The 25,458-nt window shown below is 63.2% G+C and carries 23 protein-coding genes; 15 read left to right on the top strand and 8 right to left on the bottom strand.

Annotation, left to right across the window (positions count from 1 at the left end):
• The first annotated feature begins 122 nt into the window (after nucleotides 1-122).
• From WDS16_RS24095 to WDS16_RS24070, 6 genes are all read left to right on the top strand, one after another.
• Nucleotides 123-932: a siderophore-interacting protein gene (locus WDS16_RS24095; protein ID WP_338888324.1), complete on the top strand. Its 810-nt coding sequence runs from the start codon at nucleotides 123-125 to the stop codon at nucleotides 930-932.
• Between the two features lie 24 nt (nucleotides 933-956).
• Nucleotides 957-1,970, top strand: coding sequence for an ABC transporter substrate-binding protein (locus WDS16_RS24090; protein ID WP_338888323.1), 1,014 nt, complete (start codon nucleotides 957-959; stop codon nucleotides 1,968-1,970).
• 185 nt (nucleotides 1,971-2,155) lie between these two features.
• Nucleotides 2,156-3,754 (top strand): aldehyde dehydrogenase (NADP(+)), encoded by a 1,599-nt coding sequence (locus WDS16_RS24085; protein WP_338888321.1) that lies wholly within the window; start codon nucleotides 2,156-2,158, stop codon nucleotides 3,752-3,754.
• 30 nt (nucleotides 3,755-3,784) lie between these two features.
• Nucleotides 3,785-4,711, top strand: coding sequence for a 5-dehydro-4-deoxyglucarate dehydratase (locus WDS16_RS24080; protein WP_338888319.1), 927 nt, complete (start codon nucleotides 3,785-3,787; stop codon nucleotides 4,709-4,711).
• Nucleotides 4,708-5,979 (top strand): glucarate dehydratase family protein, encoded by a 1,272-nt coding sequence (locus tag WDS16_RS24075; RefSeq protein WP_338893597.1) that lies wholly within the window; start codon nucleotides 4,708-4,710, stop codon nucleotides 5,977-5,979. The genes WDS16_RS24080 and WDS16_RS24075 overlap by 4 nt, the downstream gene beginning before the upstream one ends.
• A 79-nt stretch (nucleotides 5,980-6,058) precedes the next feature.
• Nucleotides 6,059-6,952 carry a LysR substrate-binding domain-containing protein gene (locus tag WDS16_RS24070; protein WP_338888317.1) on the top strand — a complete coding sequence of 298 codons (894 nt, stop codon included), beginning with the start codon at nucleotides 6,059-6,061 and terminating at the stop codon, nucleotides 6,950-6,952.
• 187 nt (nucleotides 6,953-7,139) lie between these two features.
• Here the strand turns inward: WDS16_RS24070 and WDS16_RS24065 are convergent, their stop codons facing one another.
• Both WDS16_RS24065 and WDS16_RS24060 read right to left on the bottom strand, forming a co-directional pair.
• Nucleotides 7,140-7,535, bottom strand: a complete 396-nt coding sequence (locus tag WDS16_RS24065; RefSeq protein WP_338888316.1) for a universal stress protein — start codon at nucleotides 7,533-7,535, stop codon at nucleotides 7,140-7,142.
• Nucleotides 7,532-8,527, bottom strand: coding sequence for a 2-hydroxyacid dehydrogenase (locus WDS16_RS24060; RefSeq protein WP_338888315.1), 996 nt, complete (start codon nucleotides 8,525-8,527; stop codon nucleotides 7,532-7,534). The genes WDS16_RS24065 and WDS16_RS24060 overlap by 4 nt, the downstream gene beginning before the upstream one ends.
• Before the next feature lie 382 nt (nucleotides 8,528-8,909).
• Here WDS16_RS24060 and WDS16_RS24055 point away from each other — a divergent pair, with 382 nt between their 5' ends.
• The 6 genes from WDS16_RS24055 to WDS16_RS24030 are packed head-to-tail and all read left to right on the top strand — an operon-like array spanning nucleotide 8,910 to nucleotide 15,230.
• Entirely contained in the window at nucleotides 8,910-10,520 is a 1,611-nt protein-coding gene (locus WDS16_RS24055; RefSeq protein ID WP_338888314.1) for an ABC transporter substrate-binding protein, read from the top strand.
• 41 nt (nucleotides 10,521-10,561) lie between these two features.
• Nucleotides 10,562-11,491 carry an ABC transporter permease gene (locus WDS16_RS24050; protein ID WP_338893596.1) on the top strand — a complete coding sequence of 310 codons (930 nt, stop codon included), beginning with the start codon at nucleotides 10,562-10,564 and terminating at the stop codon, nucleotides 11,489-11,491.
• 14 nt (nucleotides 11,492-11,505) lie between these two features.
• Nucleotides 11,506-12,489, top strand: coding sequence for an ABC transporter permease (locus WDS16_RS24045; RefSeq protein ID WP_338888312.1), 984 nt, complete (start codon nucleotides 11,506-11,508; stop codon nucleotides 12,487-12,489).
• A complete protein-coding gene (locus WDS16_RS24040; RefSeq protein ID WP_338888310.1) occupies nucleotides 12,486-13,508 on the top strand; it encodes an ABC transporter ATP-binding protein in 1,023 nt (340 codons plus the stop codon). The genes WDS16_RS24045 and WDS16_RS24040 overlap by 4 nt, the downstream gene beginning before the upstream one ends.
• A complete protein-coding gene (locus tag WDS16_RS24035; RefSeq protein WP_338888308.1) occupies nucleotides 13,501-14,496 on the top strand; it encodes an oligopeptide/dipeptide ABC transporter ATP-binding protein in 996 nt (331 codons plus the stop codon). Before WDS16_RS24040 ends, WDS16_RS24035 begins: the two co-directional genes overlap by 8 nt.
• Before the next feature lie 11 nt (nucleotides 14,497-14,507).
• Nucleotides 14,508-15,230: a sulfite exporter TauE/SafE family protein gene (locus WDS16_RS24030; RefSeq protein ID WP_338893595.1), complete on the top strand. Its 723-nt coding sequence runs from the start codon at nucleotides 14,508-14,510 to the stop codon at nucleotides 15,228-15,230.
• A gap of 92 nt (nucleotides 15,231-15,322) precedes the next feature.
• Here the strand turns inward: WDS16_RS24030 and WDS16_RS24025 are convergent, their stop codons facing one another.
• Nucleotides 15,323-15,871 carry a TetR/AcrR family transcriptional regulator gene (locus WDS16_RS24025; protein WP_338888306.1) on the bottom strand — a complete coding sequence of 183 codons (549 nt, stop codon included), beginning with the start codon at nucleotides 15,869-15,871 and terminating at the stop codon, nucleotides 15,323-15,325.
• Nucleotides 15,872-15,957: 86 nt separating this feature from the next.
• Here WDS16_RS24025 and WDS16_RS24020 point away from each other — a divergent pair, with 86 nt between their 5' ends.
• On the top strand, nucleotides 15,958-16,887 hold the full coding sequence (locus WDS16_RS24020) for an alpha/beta hydrolase (RefSeq protein WP_338888305.1): 930 nt from the start codon (nucleotides 15,958-15,960) through the stop codon (nucleotides 16,885-16,887).
• 4 nt (nucleotides 16,888-16,891) lie between these two features.
• Here the strand turns inward: WDS16_RS24020 and WDS16_RS24015 are convergent, their stop codons facing one another.
• The 5 genes from WDS16_RS24015 to WDS16_RS23995 form a co-directional block, all read right to left on the bottom strand.
• On the bottom strand, nucleotides 16,892-17,569 hold the full coding sequence (locus tag WDS16_RS24015; protein ID WP_338888304.1) for a TetR/AcrR family transcriptional regulator: 678 nt from the start codon (nucleotides 17,567-17,569) through the stop codon (nucleotides 16,892-16,894).
• Nucleotides 17,566-18,411: an SDR family NAD(P)-dependent oxidoreductase gene (locus WDS16_RS24010; protein ID WP_338888302.1), complete on the bottom strand. Its 846-nt coding sequence runs from the start codon at nucleotides 18,409-18,411 to the stop codon at nucleotides 17,566-17,568. Before WDS16_RS24010 ends, WDS16_RS24015 begins: the two co-directional genes overlap by 4 nt.
• Nucleotides 18,408-19,892, bottom strand: a complete 1,485-nt coding sequence (locus WDS16_RS24005) for an NAD(P)/FAD-dependent oxidoreductase (RefSeq protein WP_338888300.1) — start codon at nucleotides 19,890-19,892, stop codon at nucleotides 18,408-18,410. The genes WDS16_RS24010 and WDS16_RS24005 overlap by 4 nt, the downstream gene beginning before the upstream one ends.
• A 114-nt stretch (nucleotides 19,893-20,006) precedes the next feature.
• Nucleotides 20,007-21,752 (bottom strand): HNH endonuclease signature motif containing protein, encoded by a 1,746-nt coding sequence (locus WDS16_RS24000; RefSeq protein ID WP_338888298.1) that lies wholly within the window; start codon nucleotides 21,750-21,752, stop codon nucleotides 20,007-20,009.
• Nucleotides 21,753-21,976: 224 nt separating this feature from the next.
• A complete protein-coding gene (locus tag WDS16_RS23995) occupies nucleotides 21,977-23,368 on the bottom strand; it encodes an FGGY-family carbohydrate kinase (RefSeq protein WP_338888296.1) in 1,392 nt (463 codons plus the stop codon).
• 154 nt (nucleotides 23,369-23,522) lie between these two features.
• Here WDS16_RS23995 and WDS16_RS23990 point away from each other — a divergent pair, with 154 nt between their 5' ends.
• Both WDS16_RS23990 and WDS16_RS23985 read left to right on the top strand, forming a co-directional pair.
• Nucleotides 23,523-24,173, top strand: a complete 651-nt coding sequence (locus tag WDS16_RS23990; RefSeq protein ID WP_338888295.1) for a TetR family transcriptional regulator — start codon at nucleotides 23,523-23,525, stop codon at nucleotides 24,171-24,173.
• A gap of 123 nt (nucleotides 24,174-24,296) precedes the next feature.
• A complete protein-coding gene (locus tag WDS16_RS23985) occupies nucleotides 24,297-25,454 on the top strand; it encodes an acyl-CoA dehydrogenase (protein ID WP_338888294.1) in 1,158 nt (385 codons plus the stop codon).
• The last annotated feature ends 4 nt before the right edge of the window (nucleotides 25,455-25,458 follow it).

Below are 25,458 nucleotides of genomic sequence, written 5' to 3'. Positions count from 1 at the left end.
ATTAAATAGACATCGATCGATGCTCGATGGGCATCGATACTCGGGGGGGGGCTCCGAACCTGAGTTTGGCAACCCTAAGATCGGACGGGTATGAGCTGAACAGTCTCCAGAAAGTTGCCCAGATGCCCCCGATCGCCCCGTCGGAACCGAGGACGTTCGACGCCGTCACCCTGTCGTCGTGGCATGTGACGCCCTCCATGATCCGCGTCCGTCTCGGCGGCGCCGGCCTGTCCGAGTTCGCGAGCACGGGCGTGCCCGACGAAAGACTTCGATTGATCTTCGACGACGACGTCGTGCGCAGCTACACCGTCCGACACTTCGATCCGGTGGGCCCGCACCTCGACATCGACTTCGTCGTGCACGACGGCGGAGTCGCCGCGGACTGGGCAATGCACACGCAGCCCGGTGATTCGATTCGCGTGTCCGAGGCCCGCGGATGGTATCGGCCGCCGGCCGACACCGAGTGGCAGTTACTGGTTGCCGATATGACCGGATTACCTGCGCTCACCCGCGCCCTCGAGGAACTCCCCCATGGCGCTCGCGCACACGTCATCGCGTCGATTCCGGGCCGAGAGGACGAACAGCACGTCTCGACCGAAGCCACCGTCACGTACCGATGGACGGACGAGCACGAGTTGCTCGATGCAGTTCGTTCCTTCGAAAGACCGAGCGGTATCGGCTACCTGTGGGCTGCAACCGAGGCATCCGATGCACGAGCGATCCGGAAGCTCTACCACCGCGAGTTGGGTTGGACACCGGACCGATTCGAGATCAAGGGCTACTGGAGGCGCAACAAGGAAGCCTGGCAACAACGGTTCGCCGAGGTTCGCGAGCACATCGATTTCGTCCGTGACCGCGCACTCACCGACGGTCTCAGCGGACACGAACTGACGCAGGTCGTCGACGCCGCCCTCGAAGAATCCGGCCTCTGACCCCACAACACATCAGGAGAAGACATGACCATCCTCACCGCCACCATGCCCGTCACCGACGATCTGAATCGCAGGAACTTCGGTGCCGCGGCCGGACTCGCGCTGGCCTCGCTACTCACCGCGTGCGCAACCGACAGCGACGACGCACCCGCACCGAACGACGCGACACGGACCCTCTCGACGCCCATGGGGGACGTCGTCGTCCCGGCACAGCCGACACGAATCGTCAGCCTCGACGCCTACGTCGGTTTGCAGACACTCGACGAACTCGGCGTTCCCGTCGTCGCGACCGGCACCTTGGGCGGAGGCATCCGCACGCTTGTGGGCGAGACATCTCAGCAATTGCCGTCCATCGGAGTCACCGCCCTCGGCGACGTGCAACTCGAGGCCATCGCGGCGGCAGCGCCCGATCTGATCGTCGGCCGTCAGCCTATCGGTGAGCCGTTCTACTCCGAACTGTCGACGATCGCGCCCACCGTGCTGATCCCGTTCACGTATTGGCGCGACCAATACATCGACGTTGCCGACGCGGTTGGCCGAAAGGACGATGCTTCGCAGTCGTTCGTCGGGCTCGACGGCCGCATCGCCGCCCTGCGAGCCGATGTCGCTCAGGCATGGCCGGACGGGCTCCGATTGTCCGTGGTACGCGTGTCGGACACCTCGGGAGACGTTCGGTCGTACAACACACTCGCAGCGTCGTCGACGTTCCTGTACGCGGACATTCTGTCCGGCGCAGGGATCTCCCCGACGGCCGACACCGCGCCCGGCGCAGACCCGACCAAAGTCAACGTCGCGGTCAGCTCGGAGAACCTTCCGATGATCGACGCCGACGTCATCGTCTACTACGTCGGAGCCGGTGGTCAGGCCGACGCGGGGGACGACGTGGAACAGTCGCTGCTGTCGAGTCCACTGTGGTCGACGCTGTCCGCGGTTGCCGGAGGCCGTGCCCACAGGGTCGATTCGGCGCCGTGGTTCGACGGGTACAACCTCGCGGCGGCGTCTGCGGTCATCGATGACCTGAGGCACATCCTGCTGTAGCTGAATCGATCGGCCGCCGCCAATGACGTGGATCACTGGCGGCGCCTCGATCGATACCGATGATGTATCGAAGTACCGAGTTTTTAACTTGGACATGTATCGATGCGGCTTCTAACGTCAATGCCCATGAGTCAGGCCTCGTCGAACATTCGCGAGGCCGATCGAATGAAGACGAAGGAGCACCCATGACAGCATCGTTGACGCAGTCCACCGAGTTGACCGGCAAGATGATCATTGCGGGCAAGGCGGTGCAGGGCTCCGGAACCGCAGTACGCGGCATCGATCCGAGCACCGGTAAGACACTCGAACCCGCGTACAACCACGGCGATCTCACCGATGTCGACGCCGCTGCTTCGGCCGCCTCGGCCGCCTTCGGCGACTACCGCGCCACCACGTCCGAGACCCGCGCACAGTTTCTCGACGCCATCGCCGACAACATTGCGGCCCTCGGTGACACGTTGATCCAGCGAGCCGTCGCCGAATCCGGCCTGCCCGTCGGCCGCATCACCGGCGAAGTCGGACGTACCACCGGTCAGCTCCGGCTGTTCGCATCCGTTCTCCGCGAGGGAAGTTGGAACGGCGCGCGTATCGATCCGGCCCTACCGGACCGCGCGCCACTGCCCCGAGCCGACATCCGCCAGCGCAAGGTTGCGCTCGGACCGGTCGCCGTCTTCGGCGCCAGCAACTTCCCACTCGCGTTCTCCGTCGCGGGTGGCGATACCGCATCGGCGCTCGCCGCAGGCTGCCCCGTCATCGTCAAGGCGCACGATGCACACCCCGGAACTTCGGAACTCGTCGGCCGCGCCATTTCCGACGCCGTTGTCTCCACCGGAATGCCGTCGGGAACCTTCTCGCTGCTCTACGGCTCGGGCCGCACCCTCGGCACCGCACTGGTCACCGATCCACGCGTCAAGGCAGTCGGATTCACCGGATCACGTTCGGGTGGAACCGCTCTCGTCGCAGCTGCCGCCGGACGCCGCGAGCCCATCCCGGTCTACGCGGAGATGAGTTCGATCAACCCGGTGTTCGTTCTCGACAAGGCTCTCGAGACCCGCGGCGCAGATCTCGGACGCGCGTTCGTAGCGTCCTTGACGCTCGGATCGGGCCAGTTCTGCACCAACCCGGGCCTCGTCATTGCGGTCGACGGCGCCGGCCTGGATTCGTTCGTCGACGCAGCCCGAGTCGCAGTGTCCGAGACCGCGCCGACGACGATGCTCACCCCGAACATCGCCTCCAGCTACGCCGAGGGCGTGGACAAGCTCTCGAAGTCCGCTACCGAGGTTGCCCGCGGTACAGAGACAGATGCACCGAATGCGTGCCGTGCAGCGCTTTTCGTCACCGACGCCGACACCTTCCTCACCTCCGAGGTGGAGCAGGAAGAGGTCTTCGGTGCGTCGTCGCTGATCGTCAAGTGCACAGATGCACAACAGGTTCGCGACGTCGCCTCGCTCCTCGAAGGTCAGCTGACCGCAACCATCCACGTCGACGACGACGATCACGCCGAAGCAGGCAAGCTTCTGTCGGTTCTCGAACTCAAAGCTGGGCGCATCCTGTTCGACGGCTGGCCCACTGGCGTCGAGGTCGGCCATGCAATGGTTCACGGCGGACCGTTCCCCGCGACATCCAATTCGGCTACCACCTCCGTAGGCTCTCTCGCGATCGAGCGCTTCCTGCGGCCCGTTGCATACCAGGATGTCCCGACGGCATTGTTGCCCTCCGCAATCGCCGACGGCAATCCGGACAAGATCTGGCGCCGCATCGACGGCCAACTCACCCAAGACTGATTTCTTACATCCTCATTACTAGGAGACACAATGCTCGACGGAGTCCTCTTCTTCCCTGTCACCCCGTTCACCGCCACCGGTGACGTCGATTACGAATTGCTCGCCGCCCACGTCGCCAAGGGTGTGGACGCCGGCCCCGGTGGAGTCTTCATTGCCTGCGGCACCGGTGAATTCCACGCCCTCGAAGCCGAAGAGTTCGGCAAGATCGTGCGCACCGCGGTGGACGTCGTCGCAGGCCGCGTTCCGGTCTACGCAGGCGCAGGCGGATCCGTGGCTCAGGCAAAGGCATTCGCCCGCAGCGCCAAGATCAACGGCGCTGACGGCATCCTCCTGCTCCCGCCGTACCTGGTGACGATGCCGCAGGCCGGTCTTGTTGCCTACACCAAGGCAGTTGCAGACTCGACCGATCTGCCTCTCATCGTCTACAACCGCGGCAACGCGCGCTTCACCGAGGCATCGGCCGTCGAGGTTGCTCAGTTCCCGACGGTCGTCGGATTCAAGGACGGCACAGGCGATCTTGACCAGGTCGGCCGCATCGTTCGTGCAGTCCTCGACGCGCTGGAGCCGTCGGGCAAGCCTTTCCAATTCTTCAACGGATTGCCGACCGCCGAGGTCTCGCAGCAGGCCTACCACGCAATCGGCGTGACGCTGTATTCGTCCGCAACGTTCGCATTCGCGCCCGAACTGGCCCTCGCCTTCTACCAGTCGATCCAGACCGGAAACGAAAAGCTCACTGCTGCACTGCTTCGCGAGTTCTTCCACCCGCTCGTCCGGCTGCGTGACCAGGTTCCCGGGTACGCCGTCGCGCTCATCAAGGCGGGCGTCACGATGGAAGGCATCGAAGCAGGACCGGTCCGTCCTCCGCTGGTCGACATCAGCGCATCACACCTGGACGAGCTCACCCAGATCGTCGCAGCCGGCCGCGCAGTACTCGCGAACGAGCTCGCGGTTCACTGATGGTAGGACCTATCAGGATTGTCGGAGCGCGCATCACGCCTGTTGCATTCGTCGACCCACCGCTGCTCAACACAGTGGGTGTGCATCAGCCGTACGCGCTGCGCGCGATCATCCAGCTCGACACCGAGGCCGGCATCGTCGGCCTCGGTGAGACCTACGCCGACACTGCCCACGTGGCCCGCATGGAAGCTGCCGCGGAGACAATAGTTGGTCTCGATGTGTTCGCACTCAACGAGATTCGCGCAGCGATCGACGCGCAGCTGGCGACGTCGACCATCACCGGTGGTGACGGTGTTGCCGGAATGATCACCACCGCCAGCACGACGGATCGGGTGTTCTCCCCATTCGAGGTGGCGTGCCTCGACGTACAGGGCAAGGCCCTCGGCCGACCCGTCTCGGATCTTCTCGGCGGCAAGGTGCGCGACGCTGTGCCGTTCAGCGCCTACCTGTTCTACAAGTGGGCCGCTCACCCCGGCGCCGAGGCCGACGAGTGGGGCGAAGCGATCGATCCCGACGGCCTGGTGCGTCAGGCTCGAAAAATGATTGCCGAGTACGGATTCGGCGCAATCAAGGTCAAGGGTGGAGTATTTCCTCCCGATGAGGAGATTGCGGGAATCAAGGCTCTGCGCAAGGCCTTTCCGGACCTTCCGTTGCGTTTGGATCCCAACGCAGCCTGGACCGTCGATACTTCCATCAGGGTGGCGTCGGAACTGGACGGCATCGTCGAATATCTGGAGGATCCGACGCCCGGTCTCGATGGCATGGCCCAGGTTGCACGCGAAGCGAAGATGCCTCTGGCAACCAACATGTGCGTCGTCGCGTTCGATCAGCTCAAGCCTGCAGTGGTGAAGGATTCGGTCCAGGTCGTGCTGTCGGATCACCATTACTGGGGTGGCCTGCAGCGTTCCCGTCTACTCGCTGGGGTGTGCGACAACTTCGATCTGGGGTTGTCGATGCACTCCAACAGCCACCTCGGTATTAGTCTCGCAGCGATGGTCCATCTGGCGGCAGCCACACCGAACCTCACCTACGCCTGCGACACCCACTGGCCGTGGAAGAACGAGGATGTCGTCAAGCCAGGGATTTTGAAGATCGTCGACGGAGCCGTCGCGGTTCCCACCGGCCCTGGGCTTGGCGTCGAGATCGACGAGGACGCTCTTGCCTCGCTGCACCAGCAGTATCTCGACTGCGGCATCCGCGACCGAGACGACACCGGATACATGAAGAGCATCGACCCGACCTTCGAGAACACCAGCCCTCGCTGGTAGTCCCAGCACGGCCGCCCGTGGTTTAAGTTGATACTCGACATAGCCACGGACGGCTTGCTGCGATTCAAGGAGTGAATGGATGTTCTCACTCAACCGACTGACATGCTTCATCGCTGTCGCCGAGGAATTGCATTTCGGCCGGGCTGCGGAGCGGCTGCACATGACCCAGCCGCCGCTCAGCCGCCAGATTCAGCAACTAGAGAACGAGGTAGGCGTTCAACTCATCGACCGCACCAGCAGGTCGGTGACGCTGACTGCCGCAGGAGTCGCGTTTCTTCCCGATGCCCGCCGGATTCTCAACCTCGCCGAAGGTGCAGTTCTCACTGTTCGACGCGTACCGACCGGCGACCTGGGAACCGTCGTCGTCGGTTTCACCGGGGCATCCGCCCATGCAGTCCTCCCACAGTTGCTGGAGAAGGCGCGCGTGGAGTTGCCCGATGTCAAAATCGTTCTGCGCGAGATGGTGTCGGCCGTGCAGATGGAGTCACTTGCCATCGGGGACCTCGATCTCGGCCTCGCACGACCGCCTCTGAAGCGTCCCGGAATCGCATCGCGTCCGGTGTTGCACGAAGCTCTCGTCGCCGCGTTGCCGTCCGATCACCCCTTGACCGAGCGTGATCGGTTGACCGTCGACGATTTCGACGATCAACCGATCGTCATGTACTCGCCGGTCGACGCCCGCTACTTCCACGAACTGCTGATCAGCACGTTCACCATCGTTGGCGTCACTCCCCGGTACGTGCAGTACGTGACTCAGGTCCACACAATGTTGGTTCTGGTCCGTTCCGGAATCGGTATGGCCTTGGTGCCGGAGTCGTCGACCACCATGCAACCGAGCGGCGTCGTATTCCGGCCAGTCGATACCACCCCCAAGCGTCCTGTCGAGCTCAATGCCGCCTGGCGCACCGACAACGACAACCCCGCGCTCCACCGCTTCATGTCGGACGTCCTGCCTACCCGCGAGTGGTCTTGATACGGACACTGCGCACCTGACTGCACATTATCGCGGAGAATCGACGGGATCCCGCGAATACGCACCGATAGTGTGCAACCAGAGCCACCGTGCGGCATGGGATGACCACTGAGCCTGCCGAATTTGTAGTTGTGCAGAGGATTCTCGGCGTGTCGTCTGCGCAACTACAAACTTGGCGACACAGAACTCAGCGCGGCAAACCGACAGGAGGTTTGACGGCGACCACGGGGCACTGCGCTTCCAGCAATACCCTTTGAGAGATGCTGCCCAGGAACAGTTTTCCGACGGGCGACCGCCGACGAATTCCGATCACAACGAGGTCAGTACTCTCACCGTACGACAGGTCGATCACGTTGTCGGCCTGTGAGCGCCCCTTCTCGTTGTCGTGGACTTTCACCACAACGCCGGCAGCACCAGCTTCATCTCGCGCGGATTCGATCGCAGCAGCGAATCCCTCCTCGGATGCCGAATCCTCTTCCGCGACGATGATCAGGTCGACCCCGCGTTGCAGAGCTTCGCCGAATGCGAACGGAAGGGCGCCTTTGCCTTCGGTGGTCGGCGAGTAGCCGACGACGACGGTCATCGCGTCACCGGCGTGGTGAGGGTGCCGTCGGCGAGGAACTGGTCGAGGTTCTCGAGAGTCAGCGCCTGCATGGCGGCCCTGGTCTCGATCGTGCCGCTCCCCACGTGGGGTAGCAGAACCACGTTGTCCAAGCCGAGAAGCGTTTCAGGCACTCGGGGTTCATCTGCGAACACGTCGAGGCCTGCGCCTGCGAGTCGTCCGTCTGACAAATACGACACCAACGCCTCCTCGTCTACGACGCTTCCGCGGGCGACGTTGATCAGATAGCCTTGCGGCCCCAATGCGTCCAACACATCACTGTCGACGAGATGCTTGGTTCCCGCGCCTCCCGAAGCAGCGACGATCAGGATGTCGACGCCGCCGGCCAGCGCCTGAGGCGTCGACGCGTAGGTGTACGGAGAACCTTCGATCTCGTTGCGATTGTGATAGCTGATCGGGCAACGGAAACCGCTGAGGCGATCCGCAATTGCCGTTCCGATCCGACCGAGACCGATGATCCCGACGCGCTTGCCGGTGACCTGGCGTGTCAGAGGAGTGTTGCCTTCCGCCACCCACCGGCCTTCGCGCACGTAGCGATCGGAGAAGGAGAGTTGGCGCACCGTGTCCAGGACCAAGCCGACAGCGATGTCCGCAACGCAGTCCGTCAGAACATCTGGGGTGTTGCTGACGCCGATACCTCGCGCACGTGCCGCATCGACATCGGTGGTGTCGTAACCGACTCCGAAGTGGACGATGGCGCCGAGGTTGGGCAAGTGGTCCATCAACTCGGCGTCGACGCCGGTCCGCCCCGACGTGACGGCGGCGGTGATCGACTCACCGTGGAGGGCGAGGAAGGCACCTCGCTCGTCACCGTCAGGAAGAACGAGGGCGTCGTAGTTGCTGGAAAGCGACTCCATCAACGACGGCTTCAGCGGCCCGACTCGGAGCACGCGGCCCGCGCGGACCGAAACCTGTTGTGCCTCAGCCGAAATTTCCGATCCAACCGATGTCATGGTCGTCCAACTCCTCGCTGTCGTCGTGGCTATCCGGCCCAGCTCACAGGCCGCACGCACACAGGCGCGTTTGCATGTACGCTATGCCGCTTCTCGGATACCTGTCCAACACGTAAATAACATGGATTGATACCCAAAGAGCATCATATGCATACTTACTGCACCCTATCTCCAGTGCACATCTCTCGTCCCACCTGGTCAGACGGCTTTCCATGTGACCTGGACCGCTCTCAACGACGCCAAGTGACCCACAAAACTCCCGCTCGAGGCCTTCGCGCCGTGTTGACGGCGATTACCACCGCTCCTACCGTGTGTCTACCGTCACAGATTCGCCACGCAGCCCTTGCCGACGCGATTCACATTCCCTCAACTGGAGGTCACCATGAGCCCTGCACGAGCAGTGCAGCAGGGACGGACCCGTCATACCGCCCTCGGTCGTTCCGCAGGCTCCACTCCCGCGACCATACTCGCTGGCGCACTTGCCTTTTCGATGGTCGCCAGCGGTTGCACGGTGGCGAACTCCAACCGAGGTTCGGCCGCGAGCCCGGACACCCTGCGCATCGTATTGCAGGAAGAGCCGCCGACCCTGGAAGCGTGCGACGTCTCGCTCACGTCGGTCGGCGTCGTCACCCGGTCCAACATCACCGAACCGCTGATGGAGCGAAACCCGTCCACAGGCGACCTGGAGCCGCTGCTGGCGGATTCGTGGGAGCAGACGTCCGACACCGAGTGGACCATCAAGCTGCATCCCAGTGTCACGTTCAGCGACGGAACTCCATTCGAAGCCGCAGACGCCGCGCACTCGATCGAACGGACGGTCAATTCCGACCTCGCATGCAATGTGGAGGGTTACGTCTTCGGCGACGCCGACCTCGATGTCGAGGTGATCGATCCACTCACGCTCACCGTCGCCTCGCCGGAACCCGATCCCATCCTCCCGCTACGTGTGTCCTTCGTCGAGATGGTTCCGAGGACCACGCCACTGACTGAACGCGTCCGCCAGCCCATCGGCACCGGGCCGTACGCCATCGACTATTGGGATGCCGGCCAACGACTATCCCTCGTCCGCAACGAGACCTATTGGGGACCGAAGCCCGACTACGCCCGCGCCGACTATCAGTGGCGCAGCGAGGGCAGTGTCCGTGCCTCGATGGTCACCAATGGCGAAGCGGAGATCGCAGTAGGTCTCGGTCCAGAGGACGGCGCAGGAGACCTCGGCGTCGCGTACCCGAACAACGAAACGACGGCGGTGCGTATCCAGCTCGAGGAACCGCCACTCGACGACATCCGCGTTCGACAGGCCATCAACTACTCGGTCAACCGCGAGGGCATCGTCAAGGCATTGTTCCGCGGCCTCGGAACACCTGCGGAACAACTGATCTCGGAAGGTGTCATCGGTTTCAACGAGAACTTGGAGCCGTGGCCCTACGATCCCGAGAAGGCCCAGCAGCTCATCGACGAAGCCAGGGCGGACGGAGTACCCGTCGACACCGAAATCCGAATGATCGGTCGTACCGGGCAATTCCCTAAGGTCAACGAGACGCTCGAGGTCATCCAGAACGCGCTCTCCGAACTCGGCATGAACGTGTCGATCGAGATGACCGACTCCGCAGGCACTGCCGAGTACCAGGAACGACCGTTCCCGAAGGTCGGGCCGTACCTGCTGATCATCCAGCATGGCAACCAAGCAGGCGACGCTGCCTTCACCGCCGATCAGTACCTGAAGAGCGAAGGTTTCCAGAGTGCAGGCGGTACACCGGAGTTCGACGAGCGTGTCAACGAGGCGGGCACCAAGACCGGGGAAGACCGTCAGGAAGCGTACGCACAACTCTTCGCCGACGAGCCGAACGAGGTCATGCAGATGGCATTCATCGCGCACATGAACGGCGTTCTTGCCAAGGCCGATTCGGTCGATTACACGCCGAACTCTGCGACCGTCGACGAGATGCACCTCAAAGCAATGACTCGCGCCGACACCACCGAAACCGACTGAGGCCATCATGATCACTACACATGCAGGGAGGCGATGAAGACATGTTCCGTTTCCTTCGCCGTCGGATCTACACCAGTCTCGTCCCGCTTCTCGTCGTGCTCATCGGAGTCTTCTTCCTGGCCCGACTGACCGGCGACCCCACCAGCCTGTACTTGCCGGAATCGGCGACGCAGGCGCAGCGCGAAGCCTTCCGGGCCACCAACGGGTTCGACCAGCCGATCCTCACGCAGCTTTTCGACTACTTCAAGGGTGTCGTACATCTCGACTTCGGCGACTCGCTCCGCACAGGCGAAGCCGCATCGACGATGGCGCTTCGCGCATTCCCCGCCACACTGCAGCTCGCGTTCGCAACGATGTTCCTCGCCATCCTCGGCGCAGTGATCATCGGCTGCTGGGCCGCCTACCGCCCCAACTCGCTCGCCGACCGCATCTCGAGCCTGCTGTCGATGACCGCAGCATCGATCCCCGACTTCTGGTTCGCCATCATGGGCGTCTACGTCTTCGCCATCCTGTTCGGCTGGCTGCCCACCTCGGGTGTCGACAGCGGCATGCTCTCCTGGATTCTGCCCATCGCCACACTGCTCATCCGCCCACTCGGGGTTCTGACCCAGGTCGTTCGAGGCGCCATGGTCTCGGCGCTGTCCGCCCCGTACGTCCGACTCGCCAGAAGTAAAGGTGCAGGCGATCTTCGAGTGGTCACTCACCACGCTCTGCGGAACGCAGCTGCGCCTGCGTTGACTGTCGCCGGCGACCTGATGGTCGGCCTCGTCAACGGAGCAGTCGTCGTCGAGGCGATCTTCGGATGGCCAGGCATCGGCAAACTGATGATCGACGCCATCCTGCAGCGCGACTTCGCGGTCCTCCAGGCCGCTGTGCTGCTGACCGCGGTGAGCATCTTCATTCTCAACATCGTCATCGACGCCTGCTACGCACTGCTCGACGCCCGCGTTCGCGACAAGGCGAAGGTCTAGGAGGCCCACCGATCATGTCACTCGACTTCGAAGCACCAAAAACATCCGAGCCCGAGGATGTTCCGCCGGCCGTGGCAGTATCCCGGAAAAGTTCGGCGCCTCTGTGGAAGCTGCTACTGCGTGACCGTGTCGCCACCGTCGCAGCCGGAATCCTCGTCATCGTCTTCCTGACGGCCATCTTCGGTCCGATGATCATCGGCGACGCCGCCACCGACCAGGATCTCGATCGTTCCAATCTGCCTCCGTTCAATCTGGACACCGGCTGGATGAATGTGCTCGGCACCGACCCGCTCGGCCGAAGCATGTTGGCGCGGTTGATCGTCGCGTGCCGGACGACACTGTCGGTTGCGATCCCCGCAGTTGTTCTGTCGGCGATCATCGGGTCCATGATCGGTATGTGGGCCGGCTACCACCGAGGCTGGCGTGAGACCTCGGCAATGCGTGTCGCCGACGTCATCATGAGCTTCCCGTCCCTGCTCATGGCCGTTGTCGTGCTGTACGTCTTCTCCCCGAGCGCCGCCAACATCGTCCTGGTTCTTGCTATCACGCGCATCCCGATCTACCTGCGCACCGCTCGCGCCGAATCGGCCGAACTGCAGAGCCGCCTGTTCGTCGACGCAGCCCGCACGTTCGGAGCGTCGAGCGGAGCGGTCATCAGACGGCACGTCGCACCGATTCTGCTGCCCACGCTGCTGACAGTCGCAACCCTCGACTTCTGCTTCGTCATGCTAGCCGAATCGTCGCTCAGCTTCCTGGGCATCGGCATTCAGCCGCCCGATGTGAGCTGGGGTCTGATGGTCGCCCAGGGCCGCACCTACCTGCAGACCGCATGGTGGCTCTCGTTCTTCCCCGGCCTCGCCATCGTGCTCACCACCGTCTCAGCAACCGTGCTCGCAGCCTGGGCACGCATCGCCACCGACCCAGCCCAGCGTTGGCGTCTCAACGTCCCCCGCTCGAAGAGGTCCCGCCTCCTTCCTGTCCGAAAGGTCGTCTCATGAGTGCACCAGCGCCTGCCAGGGAGAAGAGCCCCGATACCGACCGCATCGCCATGGACGTGCGGAATCTGACAGTCGATCTACGGACACCGTCGGGAGTCATCAGAGCCGTCGATCACGTCAGCTTCAGCGCTCGTCGCGGCGAAACACTCGCTTTGCTCGGCGAATCCGGCTGCGGCAAGTCGATGACGGCACAGGCCGTTGTCGGACTGCTCGAGCCGATCGCCGATATCACCGACGGTTCCGTCGAGCTCGGCGATATCGACCTCGTCACTGCCAAGAACAAGGTACGACGCCACATTGCGGCCACCGAACTGGCCATCGTCTTCCAGGACGCCCTGACGGCACTCAACCCGGTCTACACCGTCGGAACACAGCTGGCCGAGCCGTTCCGCATCCATCGCGGCCTGTCAGCGAAGGAGGCGCGTCAAGAAGCCATCTCGCTGATGACGCGCGTCGGGATTCCTCAGCCGGAGGAACGCGTCGACTCGTACCCGCACCAGTTCTCCGGCGGTATGCGCCAGCGTCTGCTCATCGCAATGGCTGTCGCGCTCAGTCCTTCGGTTCTTCTCGCAGACGAGCCGACGACCGCCCTCGACGTCACCGTTCAAGCACAAATCATGGCACTGCTCAGGGACCTCAGAACAGAACATGACATGGCCGTCGTTCTCATCACCCACGACCTGGCTCTCGTCGCGGAGGAAGCCGACCGCGTTGCCATCATGTACGCGGGCAACGTCGTCGAAACCGGCTTGGTTTCGGAGGTTTTCGGATCACCTCGTCACCCGTACACGAAGGGTCTGCTCGATTCGGTTCCGGTGCATGCCGTCCGAGGCGAGGACCTCAAATCCATCGGCGGCACTCCGCCGGACCTGCACTCCATTCCCGACGGTTGTGTCTACCAGGCCAGATGCCCCCTGGCCCGCGATATCTGCATCACGCAGCGTCCCGCACTCGAAGCTGTAGGTGACGGACGCCTGTCCGCTTGCCATTTCCCGAACGAGGTGTCCTCCAATGTCTGATCAGCTACTCACGGTCCGTGGCTTGAACAAGACCTTCAAGGTCGGCGGCGGCAATCTCCGTGCGCTCGACGCCATCGATCTAGACCTGCGCAAAGGTGAGACACTCGGCCTCGTCGGCGAATCGGGTTGTGGCAAGTCCACTCTTGCACGCACGCTGATGATGTTGGAGCGTCCGGACTCCGGAACCGTCGACTTCGACAGCGTCGACCCGTTCTCGCTCAAAGGCAAGGAGCTGCTCGGTTTTCGACGACGAGTTCAGATGGTGTTCCAGGACCCCTACGGCTCACTCAACTCGCGCATGAACGCTGGCGACATCATCAGCGAACCGTGGCGGAGCCACAAGAGTCTGTACAAGACTCGCCGTGACCGCTCGGCACGCGTACGTGAGTTGCTACATCTGGTCGGCCTTCGCCCGAGCGACGAGCACCGCTTCCCACAGGAATTTTCGGGCGGTCAGCGTCAGCGTCTCGGTATCGCTCGTGCGCTGGCTCTCAACCCCGACGTGATCATCTGCGACGAGCCGGTGTCTGCACTCGACCTGTCAGTGCAAGCGCAGGTCCTCAATCTGCTCAACGACCTGCAGAAGCAGCTGGGCATCTCCTACGTGTTCATCTCTCACGATCTGTCGGTGGTTCGTCACGTCGCCGACCGGGTGGCAGTGATGTACCTCGGCCGGATCGTCGAGTCCGGTGCAACGGACGCGGTCTTCGATCGTCCGAGCCATCCGTACTCGGCGGCGCTGACGTCCGCCGCACCGAAGCTCGACGCTGCCTCACGAGGGGAACGCATCCTGCTGAAGGGCGAGGTGCCGTCACCGCTCAACCCGCCGTCCGGCTGCCGATTCCGAACACGATGCTGGAAAGCCACGGATCTGTGCGCGTCGGATGCGCCTCCCGTTGCTCTCGATCGCGACGAGTCCGACCACATGGCCGAGTGCCACTACCCCCTCGTCTCAGGCAATCTCGGTTTGGTCGCCGCGGGAGCATGAATGCTGCGCCCATCAGCACGACGGGGTTCGTCGTCGTCGCGCTTGCGATCTTCTTCGCGTCCTGTATGCAGGCGACGATCGGGTTCGGCATGGGCATGCTTGCCGCTCCGATCGTTGCAATCGTCGATCCAAGTTTGGTGCCCGGCACCCTGATCATGCTGGCGATCCTTGTAAGCACTCTTGTTCTGGCGAGGGAAGGGGGATCGCTGGATCTGTCCGGCGCGAGTTGGGCTCTGGCCGGAAGGATTCCAGGCACCATTGCAGGTGCGTTGCTCCTGGTACTGCTTCCGGAGCGGGGCCTTGCACTGATGTTGGCCGCCGTAGTGCTGTTCGGCATCGCACTGACGTCGTTCGGGTGGATTCCGTTGCCTCGCAGGCGGAATCTCGTGGTGGCCGGCGCAGCATCCGGGTTGTTGGGCACCGCAACCTCGATCGGTGGGCCTCCGATGGCGCTGATCTGGCAACGCAACACCGGAGCCGAACTGCGTAGCACGATGAGTGCGTTCTTTCTGGTCGGCTCGATCATGTCGCTGGGAGCCCTTGCGGTCGCCGGAGCAATCGACCGACACACCGCGCTGCTGTTCGTTGTCCTGGCACCGGCGACGATTCTCGGGTACATACTTTCCCGGTACGTCAATCGCGTGATGGACAGGAGACGGCTGAGGCTGACGGCCATCACCGTCTCCACCATCGGAGCGGTCGTACTGATCGGGCAGCAGCTGATGGCACTGTAGGTGGCAACTGCTCACCAACGCATAATCGTCGTCGGCGCTACCGGCATCTCCGAAACTCTGGTAGGGGATGAACCACCCACGGCACGAGCTCGCTAGCTCGGCATGTCGACCGTCCGGAACATGAGGTCGACGATGGCACGTTTGGAAACGTCGTCCTGGGGATGCGTCAGCATGCTCTCGATCACGAAGACGATCATTCGCGTCATCGGTTCGGTGTCACCCTCGGGTGTGCCGGAATCACGCAGTGCTGCGGCGATCCACCCCTCCCAGCGGTCATGGAAGTTACTGTGCCACTTGTCGATACATGCTGACATCGACGTCCGCGCATGCACTGTGTCGACCAACCGGTGGTACTTTTCCAATTCGTCCACCACCCAGATGACTCGCTCCGGCAGGAGCGAGGACCCGAGCGCCATGAATCGACTCAGCGCCTCGTCGTGGATGTCGTCGAGTACGCCCACCAGCAGCTCGTCCTTGTCACGGAAGTACCAGTAGATGGTGTTGGTGGTAACTCCCGCCGCCTTTGCGATCCGCCCCATCGACGTGTGCTCATAGCCGTCACCGGTGAACAACGTTGTTGCTGCCTCGACGATCTCGGACCGCTTCTCGGCTCGGTCGACGGGTCGGCGGTTGCGAGGCATCCCGACACTCTATCTAGATCGAAAGTTCAAGATCCTGTTAGTGTCTTCTTGATTCTCGATCAAGATGACGACCGAAGGGCGAGTTCGTGAACTCCGACGACAGTAGCGAGTACACCCGCAGTGACGAGTGGTTCCAATCGAACGGTGTGCGCTGCGCGATCGCGGTGTACCGCCCGACCGGTGCTACCTCCGACACACCGGCGGTCGTCATGGCCCACGGATTTGCCACCCCTCGCGCCATACGCCTATCCGCATATGCGGAGGTCTTCGTCCGAGCCGGCTACGCGGTTCTCGTTTTCGACTACCGCCACTTCGGCGACAGCGACGGGCAACCACGACAGTTGCTCGACATCAAGAAACAGCTCGAGGACTGGCACAACGCCGTCGCCTACGCCAGAACTGTCGACGGCGTGGACGCCAACCGCATTGTCGGTTGGGGCACCTCGTTCGCCGGCGGACACGTACTCACCAGAGCCGGTGCGGGCGAGCATTTCGCGGCCGTCATCGCTCAGATTCCGCACGTGAACGGACTCGCTGCTGTCCGAGTGACCGGACTGCGGCGCACGCTGCGGCTCCTACCCTCGGCAGTGATCGACCAGGCCCGGGCGCTCCTGAAGATGTCACCGCGCTACGTCGAATCAGTGGGCCGTCCAGGAGATGTCGCAGTCATGACCTCACCCGATGCCATGCCCGGGCGCGACCGACTACTCGCCGAGTCCAATCTCAGCTACGGCGACTACCCCGAAACTGTCGCTGCTCGGATACTTCTACGCGTCGGGCTCTACAACCCCGGTCGAACAGCGTCGAAGATTCAGTGCCCGACACTGATTCAGATCATGTCCGACGACGCCGTCACCCCAGCGAAGGTGTCATTGAAGACAGCACAGAAGATCTCCGACGTCACCGTGCACATCCACAAGGGCGGCCATTTCGACCCATATACCCAACCACTCTTCCCGATCGTCGTCGAAGAGCAGTTGGCATTCCTGAAATGGGCAGTGCCGCTGACGCCGTAAACCGTCAGCCGCGCTGCGCGTTTCCGGTCAACGGTACGACGATGCTACTGAGGAATGCTGCGGTGGTCGCGACGACTATGTGACGTTCGGCCGCGTACCCGCTCGCGAACCACGTCATCGCAGTATGGCTGATTCCGCCGACTGCGGCAGCCGCGAGGAGATCGAGGTCTACGTCGCGGCCGGGTGCAAGATCGCGGTCGAATGTGCGGACGTAGTCGAGCATCAGCGAACCGAACTTCTTCATTGCGCTGAGGTACGTCCGTTCGACGCGAGGACTGACCCCGAGCACCTCGATCCAGACCACTCGCGCGAGGTGCGGGTCCTCGACGCACTCGAACAGTGCATCGAGACCCCGTCCGACAATCGCCCCGATATCACTGGTCCCGATATCACCGCCGGAGTCGACGTCCGCCAGTGCGTGGGAAATCGACTCTGTCAGGTGCGCAATGCACTCGCCGTAAACAGCGAGCAGCAGATCTTCGGTCCTGTCGAAATACTGGTAGAAGTGTCGATCGGCGACCTTGGCTTCGCGACACAGACCACGAACCGTTGCCGCTCGATAACCGACACTGCCGAACACCTGCAGTCCGGCATCCAACAGTTGCCTTCGACGCCGCTCGTCGCGATCCTCGGCGCTCTCGCCGCGATACGCCCGTCCGGATGTCTCGGAGTCTGTGGTCATTTCCTGCGACCGTCGAGCTCCGTTGTGAGACGGATGATGTCGGCGTCCCGACCGAGCATCGCATCGGAGATGGGGTTGACGATGCCCCTGAGAAGAGAAAACGGGATCCATCGTCCGGGTACCTGAATACGCGGTGCTCGACGCTCGATCCCCCGCACTACCGCACGTGCGAGCTTATCGGTCGAGATGGGGCGCCGCAGGGGCGTCGGGAATGCCCTGGCGACAAGCGCTGTCGCGATGTCGTCTCCACCGAACGCGACGTCGGCGATTGGCGTCGAGACCCACCCCGGATAGAGAACCCCGGCTGTGGCATCGGTGCCCGCCAATTCGGTTCGCAACGCTCGACCGAGCTGCTCGACAGCAGCTTTCGAGGCTGCGTACGGCGCATTGGCGAGGCCGTTGAGATACGCGTACGTCGACGAGGTCAGCAGGATGTAACCGCCGGATTCGACGACATGTGGCAGTGCAGCTCGCACTGTGTTCCACACCCCGAGGAGGTTGACGCCGATCACTCTCTCGAAGACCCCATCCTCCGCGGAACGAATGGTCGACGCCGTTGCACCACTGGAGATCCCCGCATTCGCCAGTACCACATCAAGTCGACCGAAGGTCCTCAGTGCAGTGGCAACTGCCGCGTCCAATTGCTCTCGCTGCGTTACGTCCGCGTAGGCGATGGCAACTCGGTCGTTCCCCAGCGCCGCAGCAACCCCGTCGAGGTCGGACGAGACGACGTCGACCAGCACGAGAGAGGCCCCGCGGCGATGAAGCGCTGTGGCCACCGCAGCGCCGATCCCTCCGGCCGCACCGGTGATCAGAACGACCTGCCCGGAATGGTCTTTCATGCCGATACCTCTTCCTTCGCGGTCGTGGGTGCCATGTGAATCGTGTGCGCGGCCGGTCGAAACCGCTTGGCCCAACGCCGAAACGTGAAGCTGAATCCCGGAAACATCGCCACGACGTGCCCGGACCGCGACTGGTACCAGCTGTGGCAGCCGCCGTCCTTCCACACCGTGCCCTCCATATCGCGGTGAATCCTGTCGGTGTAGTCCTGTTCCGCAGCGGAGGTGACTTCTACCGCGACAGCACCTGCCGCGCGCACCGCGTCGATGGCTCGCACGATGTACTCCATCTGCGCCTCGATGAGGAAGATCGCGGACGTGTGCCCAATTCCGGTGTTCGGGCCGGTCACGATGAAGAGATTGGGGAATCCCGGAACGGTCGTGCCCAGATAGGCCCGCGGGTAGGGGTTCCAGATGTCCGACAATGCGCGGCCATCGCGTCCGATCACCGGGTAGGAGATGACGCCGTCGGTGGCGTCGTATCCGGTGGACCACACCAGGAGATCGATGTCGACGCGTTCGCCGGAGGTGGTGACGACACCTGTTTCGGTGATCTCGGCAATGCCGTCGTTCTTGTCGTGCAGGGTGACGTTCGGCGCGCCCAACGATGGGTACAGCGTGTCGGACAGAATCACTCGCTTGCAGCCGATGAGGTAGTCGGGAGTGAGCTTCGCTCGCAGGTCCGCGTCCGGCACCTGAGTTGCCAAGTGTTTCAGCGCAGCACGCTGGGCTACTGCCTTCAGAGCGCGTCGTGAATACTTGAAGCCGATGATCCGAGTCTCGAGACTCCAGTAGATCGCGGCGCGCACGAGCCTGCGGATGGGTTCCACGCGCAGCAATCTGCGCTGAAGTGGAGTGAATTCGCGGTCGTTGCGCGGCATCACCCAGTGCGGTGTGCGCTGAAAAACGTGCAGGTGCTTCACGTCAGGCGCGATCGCAGGGATCACCTGCGCTGCGCTTGCCCCACTACCGACGATCGCGACGCGTTGGCCTGCGTGGTCGAAGTCCGTGTCCCAGTCGTTGGTGTGGAACTGAGTGCCCTGGAATCGCTCGCGGCCAGGAAACGGTGGTACGACGGGAGTGCTGAGCGGGCCCGATGCGTTCACCACGAATTTCGCTGCGTAGTCACCGCGCGATGTCGTGATCTTCCAATGGTCTCCGGACCACTCGATTCTCTGAACGTCCGTGTCGGAATGCGTCCGAGCTGGCAGCCCGTTCGACTCGAGTACGTGGTCGGTGTAGCGCTCGAGCTCCTCCCTCTCGGCGAACATCCGCGTCCATTCGAACGGCTCGGACGCTATCGAGTACAGCGGGCTCTGCACGTCCACCGCTGCACCCGGATATCGATTCTGTCGCCAGGTCCCGCCGAGAAACGATCGCCTCTCGAGGATGACCAGATCATCGATGCCTCGATCGAGCAGCGCCTTCGCTGCGCATTGACCACCGAAGCCGCTCCCGATGATCACTACCGAATGTACGTGCATCCCCTGCCCCTCCCGCCAACACGCGACAACCGATGACGCGCGTCATCACATCTAAAGTGATGACGCGTGATTCCGCAATGGCCGGGCGACTCACGGCTGTCGCACGACCGTCTCCTACGGTTCGGGGTCCTCGGGTTCCTGATACAGGTATTCCTGCGGATGGTGATAGTGGTTGACGAGCCCTCTACGATCCGGGTCGACAGCCTCCGGTGGATGCCACTGGGTTCGCCCCGGCTGCGGATGATCAGGGCCCGTGGTGGTCGTCGCCCAGTCGTTCGGCCCGTCGCCGACGAGCGGATGATGCGTATCGCATCCGAACGTCAGCGAATCGACATCGGTATCGCCGCCACGCGCCCAATCGGTCACGTGATGAGCCTGAGACCACACCGCAGGCCGAGTACAACCCGGAAAGCTACACCCGCGATCGCGAGCGGTCAGCACGATCCGCTGATCAGCAGATGCAATACGTTTGGAGCGGCCCAAATACAGGGCCCGTCCGTCGTCGTCGAAGATCGCCAGGTAGTGACGAGCATGCGCGGCCATGCGAATCGCATCCCGAATAGCCACCAGAGACCCAGTGCCGGTCACCGCATGCCCGGACGCGGTTTCGAGTTCCTTCGCCGTCATCGTGATGATCGCAGTGACCGGCAACCCGCGATGCTGCCCAAGCGTGCCGGAGGCAAGCATCTGGCGCAGAATCACCTTGAACGCATCATGATTCCGCTGCCCCTGACTGCGTGCATCCCGGCCCGCTCGACGCCCGTCATCCTCGATAGTCCGGGAACGGGCTTCACTGTCATCGGACTCGCTGCCGCCAGACCCACCACCGCCAGACCCACCACCGCCGGACCCACCACCGCCGGACCCATCGCCGCCGGGACCGCCGAACAAGGTGGGATCGCTGTCTGTTTCATCCCCCGGTCCGGACTCCTCGTCACTGCCACCAGGTTCGTCACTGCCACCGGACTCGTCGCTGCCACCAGGCTCGTCGCTGCCACCAGGCTCGTCGCTGCCACCGGGCTCGTCGCTGCCACCGGGTTCGTCACTGCCACCAGGTTCGTCGACCACAGGCTTCGGCTCGTCGGGGTTGCAGTTGCCGGGCTTGGCCAGTTTGGCCAGGAGCGGCTCGAGATACGCCCGGCACTCCGCGTCGATGACGAAGCTGCCCTTGCTCAGCCCGTCGGAGTCCTGAGGCCCGAGCCGGAAGTAGCACTTGCTCGACGGATCCTTGTCATCGAGCGTCCCGTCCGGATCCAACAGCGCATGCAGACGTGCTGCAGCAACGCGAAGCTGCTCGGGCGTCACCTCTTTCGCAAGATTCCCCAGCAGAATCTCGGACTGGACTTTCGACTCGTGATCGACAGCCGAAGGCAACTTCGTGAAGAACTTGTCGATGACCTTCGCATGCGCAGCATCGATCTCGCCGCTACCATGCGCATCCGCGGTCGTCGGGTATTCCGGATCGAGCTTCTCCCCGGTCATCGCCCGACGCCGCGAAAGCTTCGCAGCAATCTTGATGCGCTTACCCGCCACATATGGATCGACGCGTAGCAAACACCCCAGTCGCGCAGGGTTGCTCCTCTCCGGCAACACCGCCAACCCGTCGCTGTCTATCAATTCGGTCAGCCATGTGTGCGAGGTGCCGTACATCGCCCGCGACAACGTTTCCATTCGAACCATCAACGCACGCCGATCAGCATCGACGAGCAGGCTCGAATCAACGGCTGCAACAGATTTCCACGCGGCTTCCATCGATTCGACTGCACCGCACAGGATCTGATCGGAAATCGCGAGCACACCACGTGCACTCGCGACCCCTACGTCGTCGGCTACACCGGCGACACCCTCCCCCGAAAGCATGCTCCAAGAATACCCCGAAAACCACAATATGTCGAACATCTGTTCGAACACGCGTACATCAGTAGGCTCAGAGGGCGGCTCTCGCATCCTTCAAGGACCTCTACCCCGACTCATGCATCTGACCCGACGCGATCGAAGGCGCATCTCAGCTATCCGGCGCAGGCGGCTACCCGGAAGGCAACGAGTTCTGCGCCTTCACACGCTGAGAAGCTCGAAAACGCCAGTCAGACGCCTTCGGTCAGATCCCGGACCTCCGCGTACCGCTCACGGATTTCCGGATTCGGGTCGGCTTCGAAGGTGCGGGCACGCGCCGACGCCCACTGCGGCGGCTCAGGTGTGCCCGCCAGTGCCCAGGCCGCTTGGCGCGCTGCACCGTCGGCGACGTACTCGCCCGGCTCGGGGACGACGATGGGTACGCCGAGGATCGCCGGGGCGAGTTCGCACAGCGCTGCCGACTGGGCGCCGCCGCCGATGAGCAGGACCCTGCGCGTGTCGACCCCCGCGGTCCGGAGCGCGTCGATGCCGTCGGCCAAGCCGCACAGCAAGCCCTCCAACGCGGCGCGCGCTAGATGGCCTGGCGTCGAATTACCAAGGCGCAGACCGTGAAGTGCACCGGATGCGTCGGGACGATTCGGGGTCCGTTCACCTTCGAAGTACGGAATCAGTACGAGACCTTCGCTCGGAGTCGACAGCGCGAGCCGGGACAGTCCGTCGTGATCGACGCCCAACAACGACGCCGTCGCGTCGAGAACACGCGCAGCATTCAACGTGCACACCAAAGGAAGCTGCCGACCTGTCGCGTCGGCGAACCCTGCAATGATTCCCGACGGGTCGGCCGCGGCGATATCGGTGACGGCCGAGACAACACCGGATGTGCCGACCGAGACGACCACATCGCCGACCTTCGCGGCCAAACCGAGTGCAGCTGCGGCATTGTCACCGGTTCCCGGTCCGATCACAGCGCCGGACGCTGTTTCGCCGATCCGGTCGTACGGCCCCGCAACGCGTGGCAAGCGCGGCCTACGCCCACGCATACCCAGCTCCAGCAGATCCTCGCGGTAGGCGTCGGTCCGGGCCGAGTAGTAGCCGGTGCCGCTGGCGTCGCCGCGGTCGGTAGCCAACGAGTCGAGCCCTGCCGCGCCGCCGAGTTGCCAACTGAGCCAGTCGTGCGGGAGGCAAACCGCCGCGGTGCGATCAGCGTTCTCGGGTTCGTGGTCAGCGAGCCACCGGAGCTTGGCGACGGTGATCGCCGCGACCGGGACGACGCCCACTGCATCTGCCCATGCTTGGCCTCCCCCGAACTCCTCGACGAGATCCGCTCCGGACGACGCAGATCGCGTGTCGTTCCACAGCAATGCCGGCCGAACGACCTCACCGGACTCGTCGAGACAGATCATCCCGTGCTGCTGAGCACCGACGGCAACCGCGTCGACGTCGTCGAGACCACCTGCTTCGTCGAGAGCGGTCTCGAGCGCGGCCTTCCACACCGCTGGACCGATCTCGGTACCGTCGGGATGACGTGCCCGTCCACGCCGCACGACTTCGCCCGAATCAGCATCTCGGACAAACACTTTGCACGACTGGGTGGACGAGTCGATTCCTGCTACGAGAGCCAAGACTTCCATCCTTCACGGTGAGGGGATTTCTTTCACGACCCTACAGTCGTACGCGCTACTCGTTCGGAACTTCGGCTCGGTCGAATCGGATCTCCCCGGCCCGGAATCTCGCCATGACCGAGGGCGTGGACGCGCTATGGACTACGTTCATGCAATGCGTGACTCCGAGGACTCCGACGCCTTTCGCCTGTCCGTGGCGAAAGCAGCCCTCGACCTGTTCGCAGTGAACGGCTACGAGGCCACCTCGGTCGACGACATAGCCGAAGCGTCGGGAATCTCGCGCAGGACGTTCTTTCGTCAGTTTCGCGGTAAGGACGACGTCATCTTCGCCGACCACGAAATCCTGCTGGAGCAGACTGCATCGTTTCTGGAACGCCCGCACAAGGATCCTTGGATAGCCGTCTGCGAAGCAGCCCAACTGGTATTCGAGCGATTTTCCGGCTGGAAGGAACAGTCTCGGCTGCGGTATCAGGTCGTGCACGAGAACCCGGCGCTGCGCGACCGCGAAATCGTCACGGTCTTTCGGTACGACCGGTTGTTCGTCGACTACCTTCGCCAAGCCCTACCCACGCACTCCCACCTGGAGATTCTGCAGTTCTCGGCGTCGGTCACGGCGACGCACAACTACATACTGAGGCGAATGATTCGGGACGGCGTCCCGACCAGTGCGAGCGACCTTCAAGAGGCACTCGGCAAGGTCCGAGCCGGATTCGACACCGGATCCGAGCAGGTCGTCGTCGCTGTCTTCCCCCGCGGCACCTCGCGTACGGCGATCGCCGACGCCCTCGCCGAACACTGGGACTAGCCGAGACCGAGGATGCTGGCACTCGGTGCCACCTATCCTTGTCTTCAACGCGCCACCTCGGTACCATCAAGAAATCTGTGGCACTCAGTGCCGCGCAGCCCATAGCCCGAGGAGAGTGGCAGCATGGCCGGAAATCCGGATTTCGATCTCTTTCGCCTGCCGGAAGAGCACGATGAACTACGCGCGGCCATTCGCGCGCTCGCCGAGAAGGAGATCGCTCCGTACGCCAAGGCGGTCGACGAGGACGCACGCTTCCCCGACGAGGCACTGTCTGCACTCAACAGTTCCGGTTTCAACGCCATCCACGTTCCCGAGGCATACGACGGCCAAGGTGCCGACTCGGTAGCCACCTGCATCGTCATCGAGGAAGTTGCCCGCGTCTGCGGCTCGTCCTCGCTGATTCCTGCCGTCAACAAGCTCGGCACGATGGGCCTGATCCTCAAGGGCTCCGAAGAGCTCAAGCAGCAGGTTCTGCCGTCCCTCGCGGGCGGCGCGATGGCGTCGTACGCGCTGTCCGAGCGTGAAGCCGGCTCCGACGCGGCCGGCATGCGTACCCGCGCCAAGGCCGAGGGTGACGACTGGATCCTCAACGGTTCGAAGTGTTGGATCACCAACGGCGGCAAGTCCGACTGGTACACCGTCATGGCCGTCACCGACCCTGACAAGGGCGCAAACGGTATCTCCTCGTTCATCGTCCACAAAGACGACGAAGGATTCGTCGTCGGGCCGAAGGAGAAGAAGCTCGGAATCAAGGGTTCGCCCACCGCCGAGCTGTACTTCGAGAACTGCAAGATCCCCGGCGACCGCATCATCGGAGAGCCCGGCACCGGATTCAAGACGGCGCTCGAGACCCTCGATCACACCCGCCCCACCATCGGTGCTCAGGCTGTCGGTCTCGCCCAAGGTGCCCTCGATGCGGCGATCGAATACACGAAGGACCGCAAGCAGTTCGGGCAGTCGATCAGCAGCTTCCAGGCCGTGCAATTCATGCTCGCCGACATGGCGATGAAGGTCGAAGCCGCGCGTCTGATGGTATACACCTCGGCCGCTCGTGCCGAGCGCGGTGAGAAGAACCTCGGGTTCATCTCCGCGGCAGCGAAGTGCTTTGCCTCCGACGTGGCCATGGAGGTCACCACCGACGCCGTGCAGCTCTTCGGCGGCGCGGGCTACACCACCGACTTCCCGGTCGAACGCATGATGCGCGACGCCAAGATCACCCAGATCTACGAGGGCACCAACCAGATTCAGCGTGTCGTCATGTCGCGGGCGCTGCTCAAATGAACGA

It is taken from the genome of Rhodococcus sovatensis (assembly GCF_037327425.1).
Taxonomy (GTDB): domain Bacteria; phylum Actinomycetota; class Actinomycetes; order Mycobacteriales; family Mycobacteriaceae; genus Rhodococcoides; species Rhodococcoides sovatense.
The sequence above is the reverse complement of the archived record's forward strand: the minus strand, read 5'-3'. Positions and strand labels throughout refer to the sequence as shown.

What these genes read in the sequence shown, in the direction of transcription:
- WDS16_RS24095 (WP_338888324.1), top strand. Translation starts at nt 123, where the DNA reads ATGCCCCCGATCGCCCCGTCGGAACCGAGGACGTTCGACGCCGTCACC.
- WDS16_RS24090 (WP_338888323.1), top strand. Translation starts at nt 957, where the DNA reads ATGACCATCCTCACCGCCACCATGCCCGTCACCGACGATCTGAATCGC.
- WDS16_RS24085 (WP_338888321.1), top strand. Translation starts at nt 2,156, where the DNA reads ATGACAGCATCGTTGACGCAGTCCACCGAGTTGACCGGCAAGATGATC.
- WDS16_RS24080 (WP_338888319.1), top strand. Translation starts at nt 3,785, where the DNA reads ATGCTCGACGGAGTCCTCTTCTTCCCTGTCACCCCGTTCACCGCCACC.
- WDS16_RS24070 (WP_338888317.1), top strand. Translation starts at nt 6,059, where the DNA reads ATGTTCTCACTCAACCGACTGACATGCTTCATCGCTGTCGCCGAGGAA.
- WDS16_RS24065 (WP_338888316.1), bottom strand. Translation starts at nt 7,535, where the DNA reads ATGACCGTCGTCGTCGGCTACTCGCCGACCACCGAAGGCAAAGGCGCC.
- WDS16_RS24060 (WP_338888315.1), bottom strand. Translation starts at nt 8,527, where the DNA reads ATGACATCGGTTGGATCGGAAATTTCGGCTGAGGCACAACAGGTTTCG.
- WDS16_RS24055 (WP_338888314.1), top strand. Translation starts at nt 8,910, where the DNA reads ATGAGCCCTGCACGAGCAGTGCAGCAGGGACGGACCCGTCATACCGCC.
- WDS16_RS24050 (WP_338893596.1), top strand. Translation starts at nt 10,562, where the DNA reads ATGTTCCGTTTCCTTCGCCGTCGGATCTACACCAGTCTCGTCCCGCTT.
- WDS16_RS24045 (WP_338888312.1), top strand. Translation starts at nt 11,506, where the DNA reads ATGTCACTCGACTTCGAAGCACCAAAAACATCCGAGCCCGAGGATGTT.
- WDS16_RS24040 (WP_338888310.1), top strand. Translation starts at nt 12,486, where the DNA reads ATGAGTGCACCAGCGCCTGCCAGGGAGAAGAGCCCCGATACCGACCGC.
- WDS16_RS24035 (WP_338888308.1), top strand. Translation starts at nt 13,501, where the DNA reads ATGTCTGATCAGCTACTCACGGTCCGTGGCTTGAACAAGACCTTCAAG.
- WDS16_RS24025 (WP_338888306.1), bottom strand. Translation starts at nt 15,871, where the DNA reads ATGCCTCGCAACCGCCGACCCGTCGACCGAGCCGAGAAGCGGTCCGAG.
- WDS16_RS24015 (WP_338888304.1), bottom strand. Translation starts at nt 17,569, where the DNA reads ATGACCACAGACTCCGAGACATCCGGACGGGCGTATCGCGGCGAGAGC.
- WDS16_RS24010 (WP_338888302.1), bottom strand. Translation starts at nt 18,411, where the DNA reads ATGAAAGACCATTCCGGGCAGGTCGTTCTGATCACCGGTGCGGCCGGA.
- WDS16_RS24005 (WP_338888300.1), bottom strand. Translation starts at nt 19,892, where the DNA reads ATGCACGTACATTCGGTAGTGATCATCGGGAGCGGCTTCGGTGGTCAA.
- WDS16_RS24000 (WP_338888298.1), bottom strand. Translation starts at nt 21,752, where the DNA reads ATGCTTTCGGGGGAGGGTGTCGCCGGTGTAGCCGACGACGTAGGGGTC.
- WDS16_RS23990 (WP_338888295.1), top strand. Translation starts at nt 23,523, where the DNA reads ATGCGTGACTCCGAGGACTCCGACGCCTTTCGCCTGTCCGTGGCGAAA.
- WDS16_RS23985 (WP_338888294.1), top strand. Translation starts at nt 24,297, where the DNA reads ATGGCCGGAAATCCGGATTTCGATCTCTTTCGCCTGCCGGAAGAGCAC.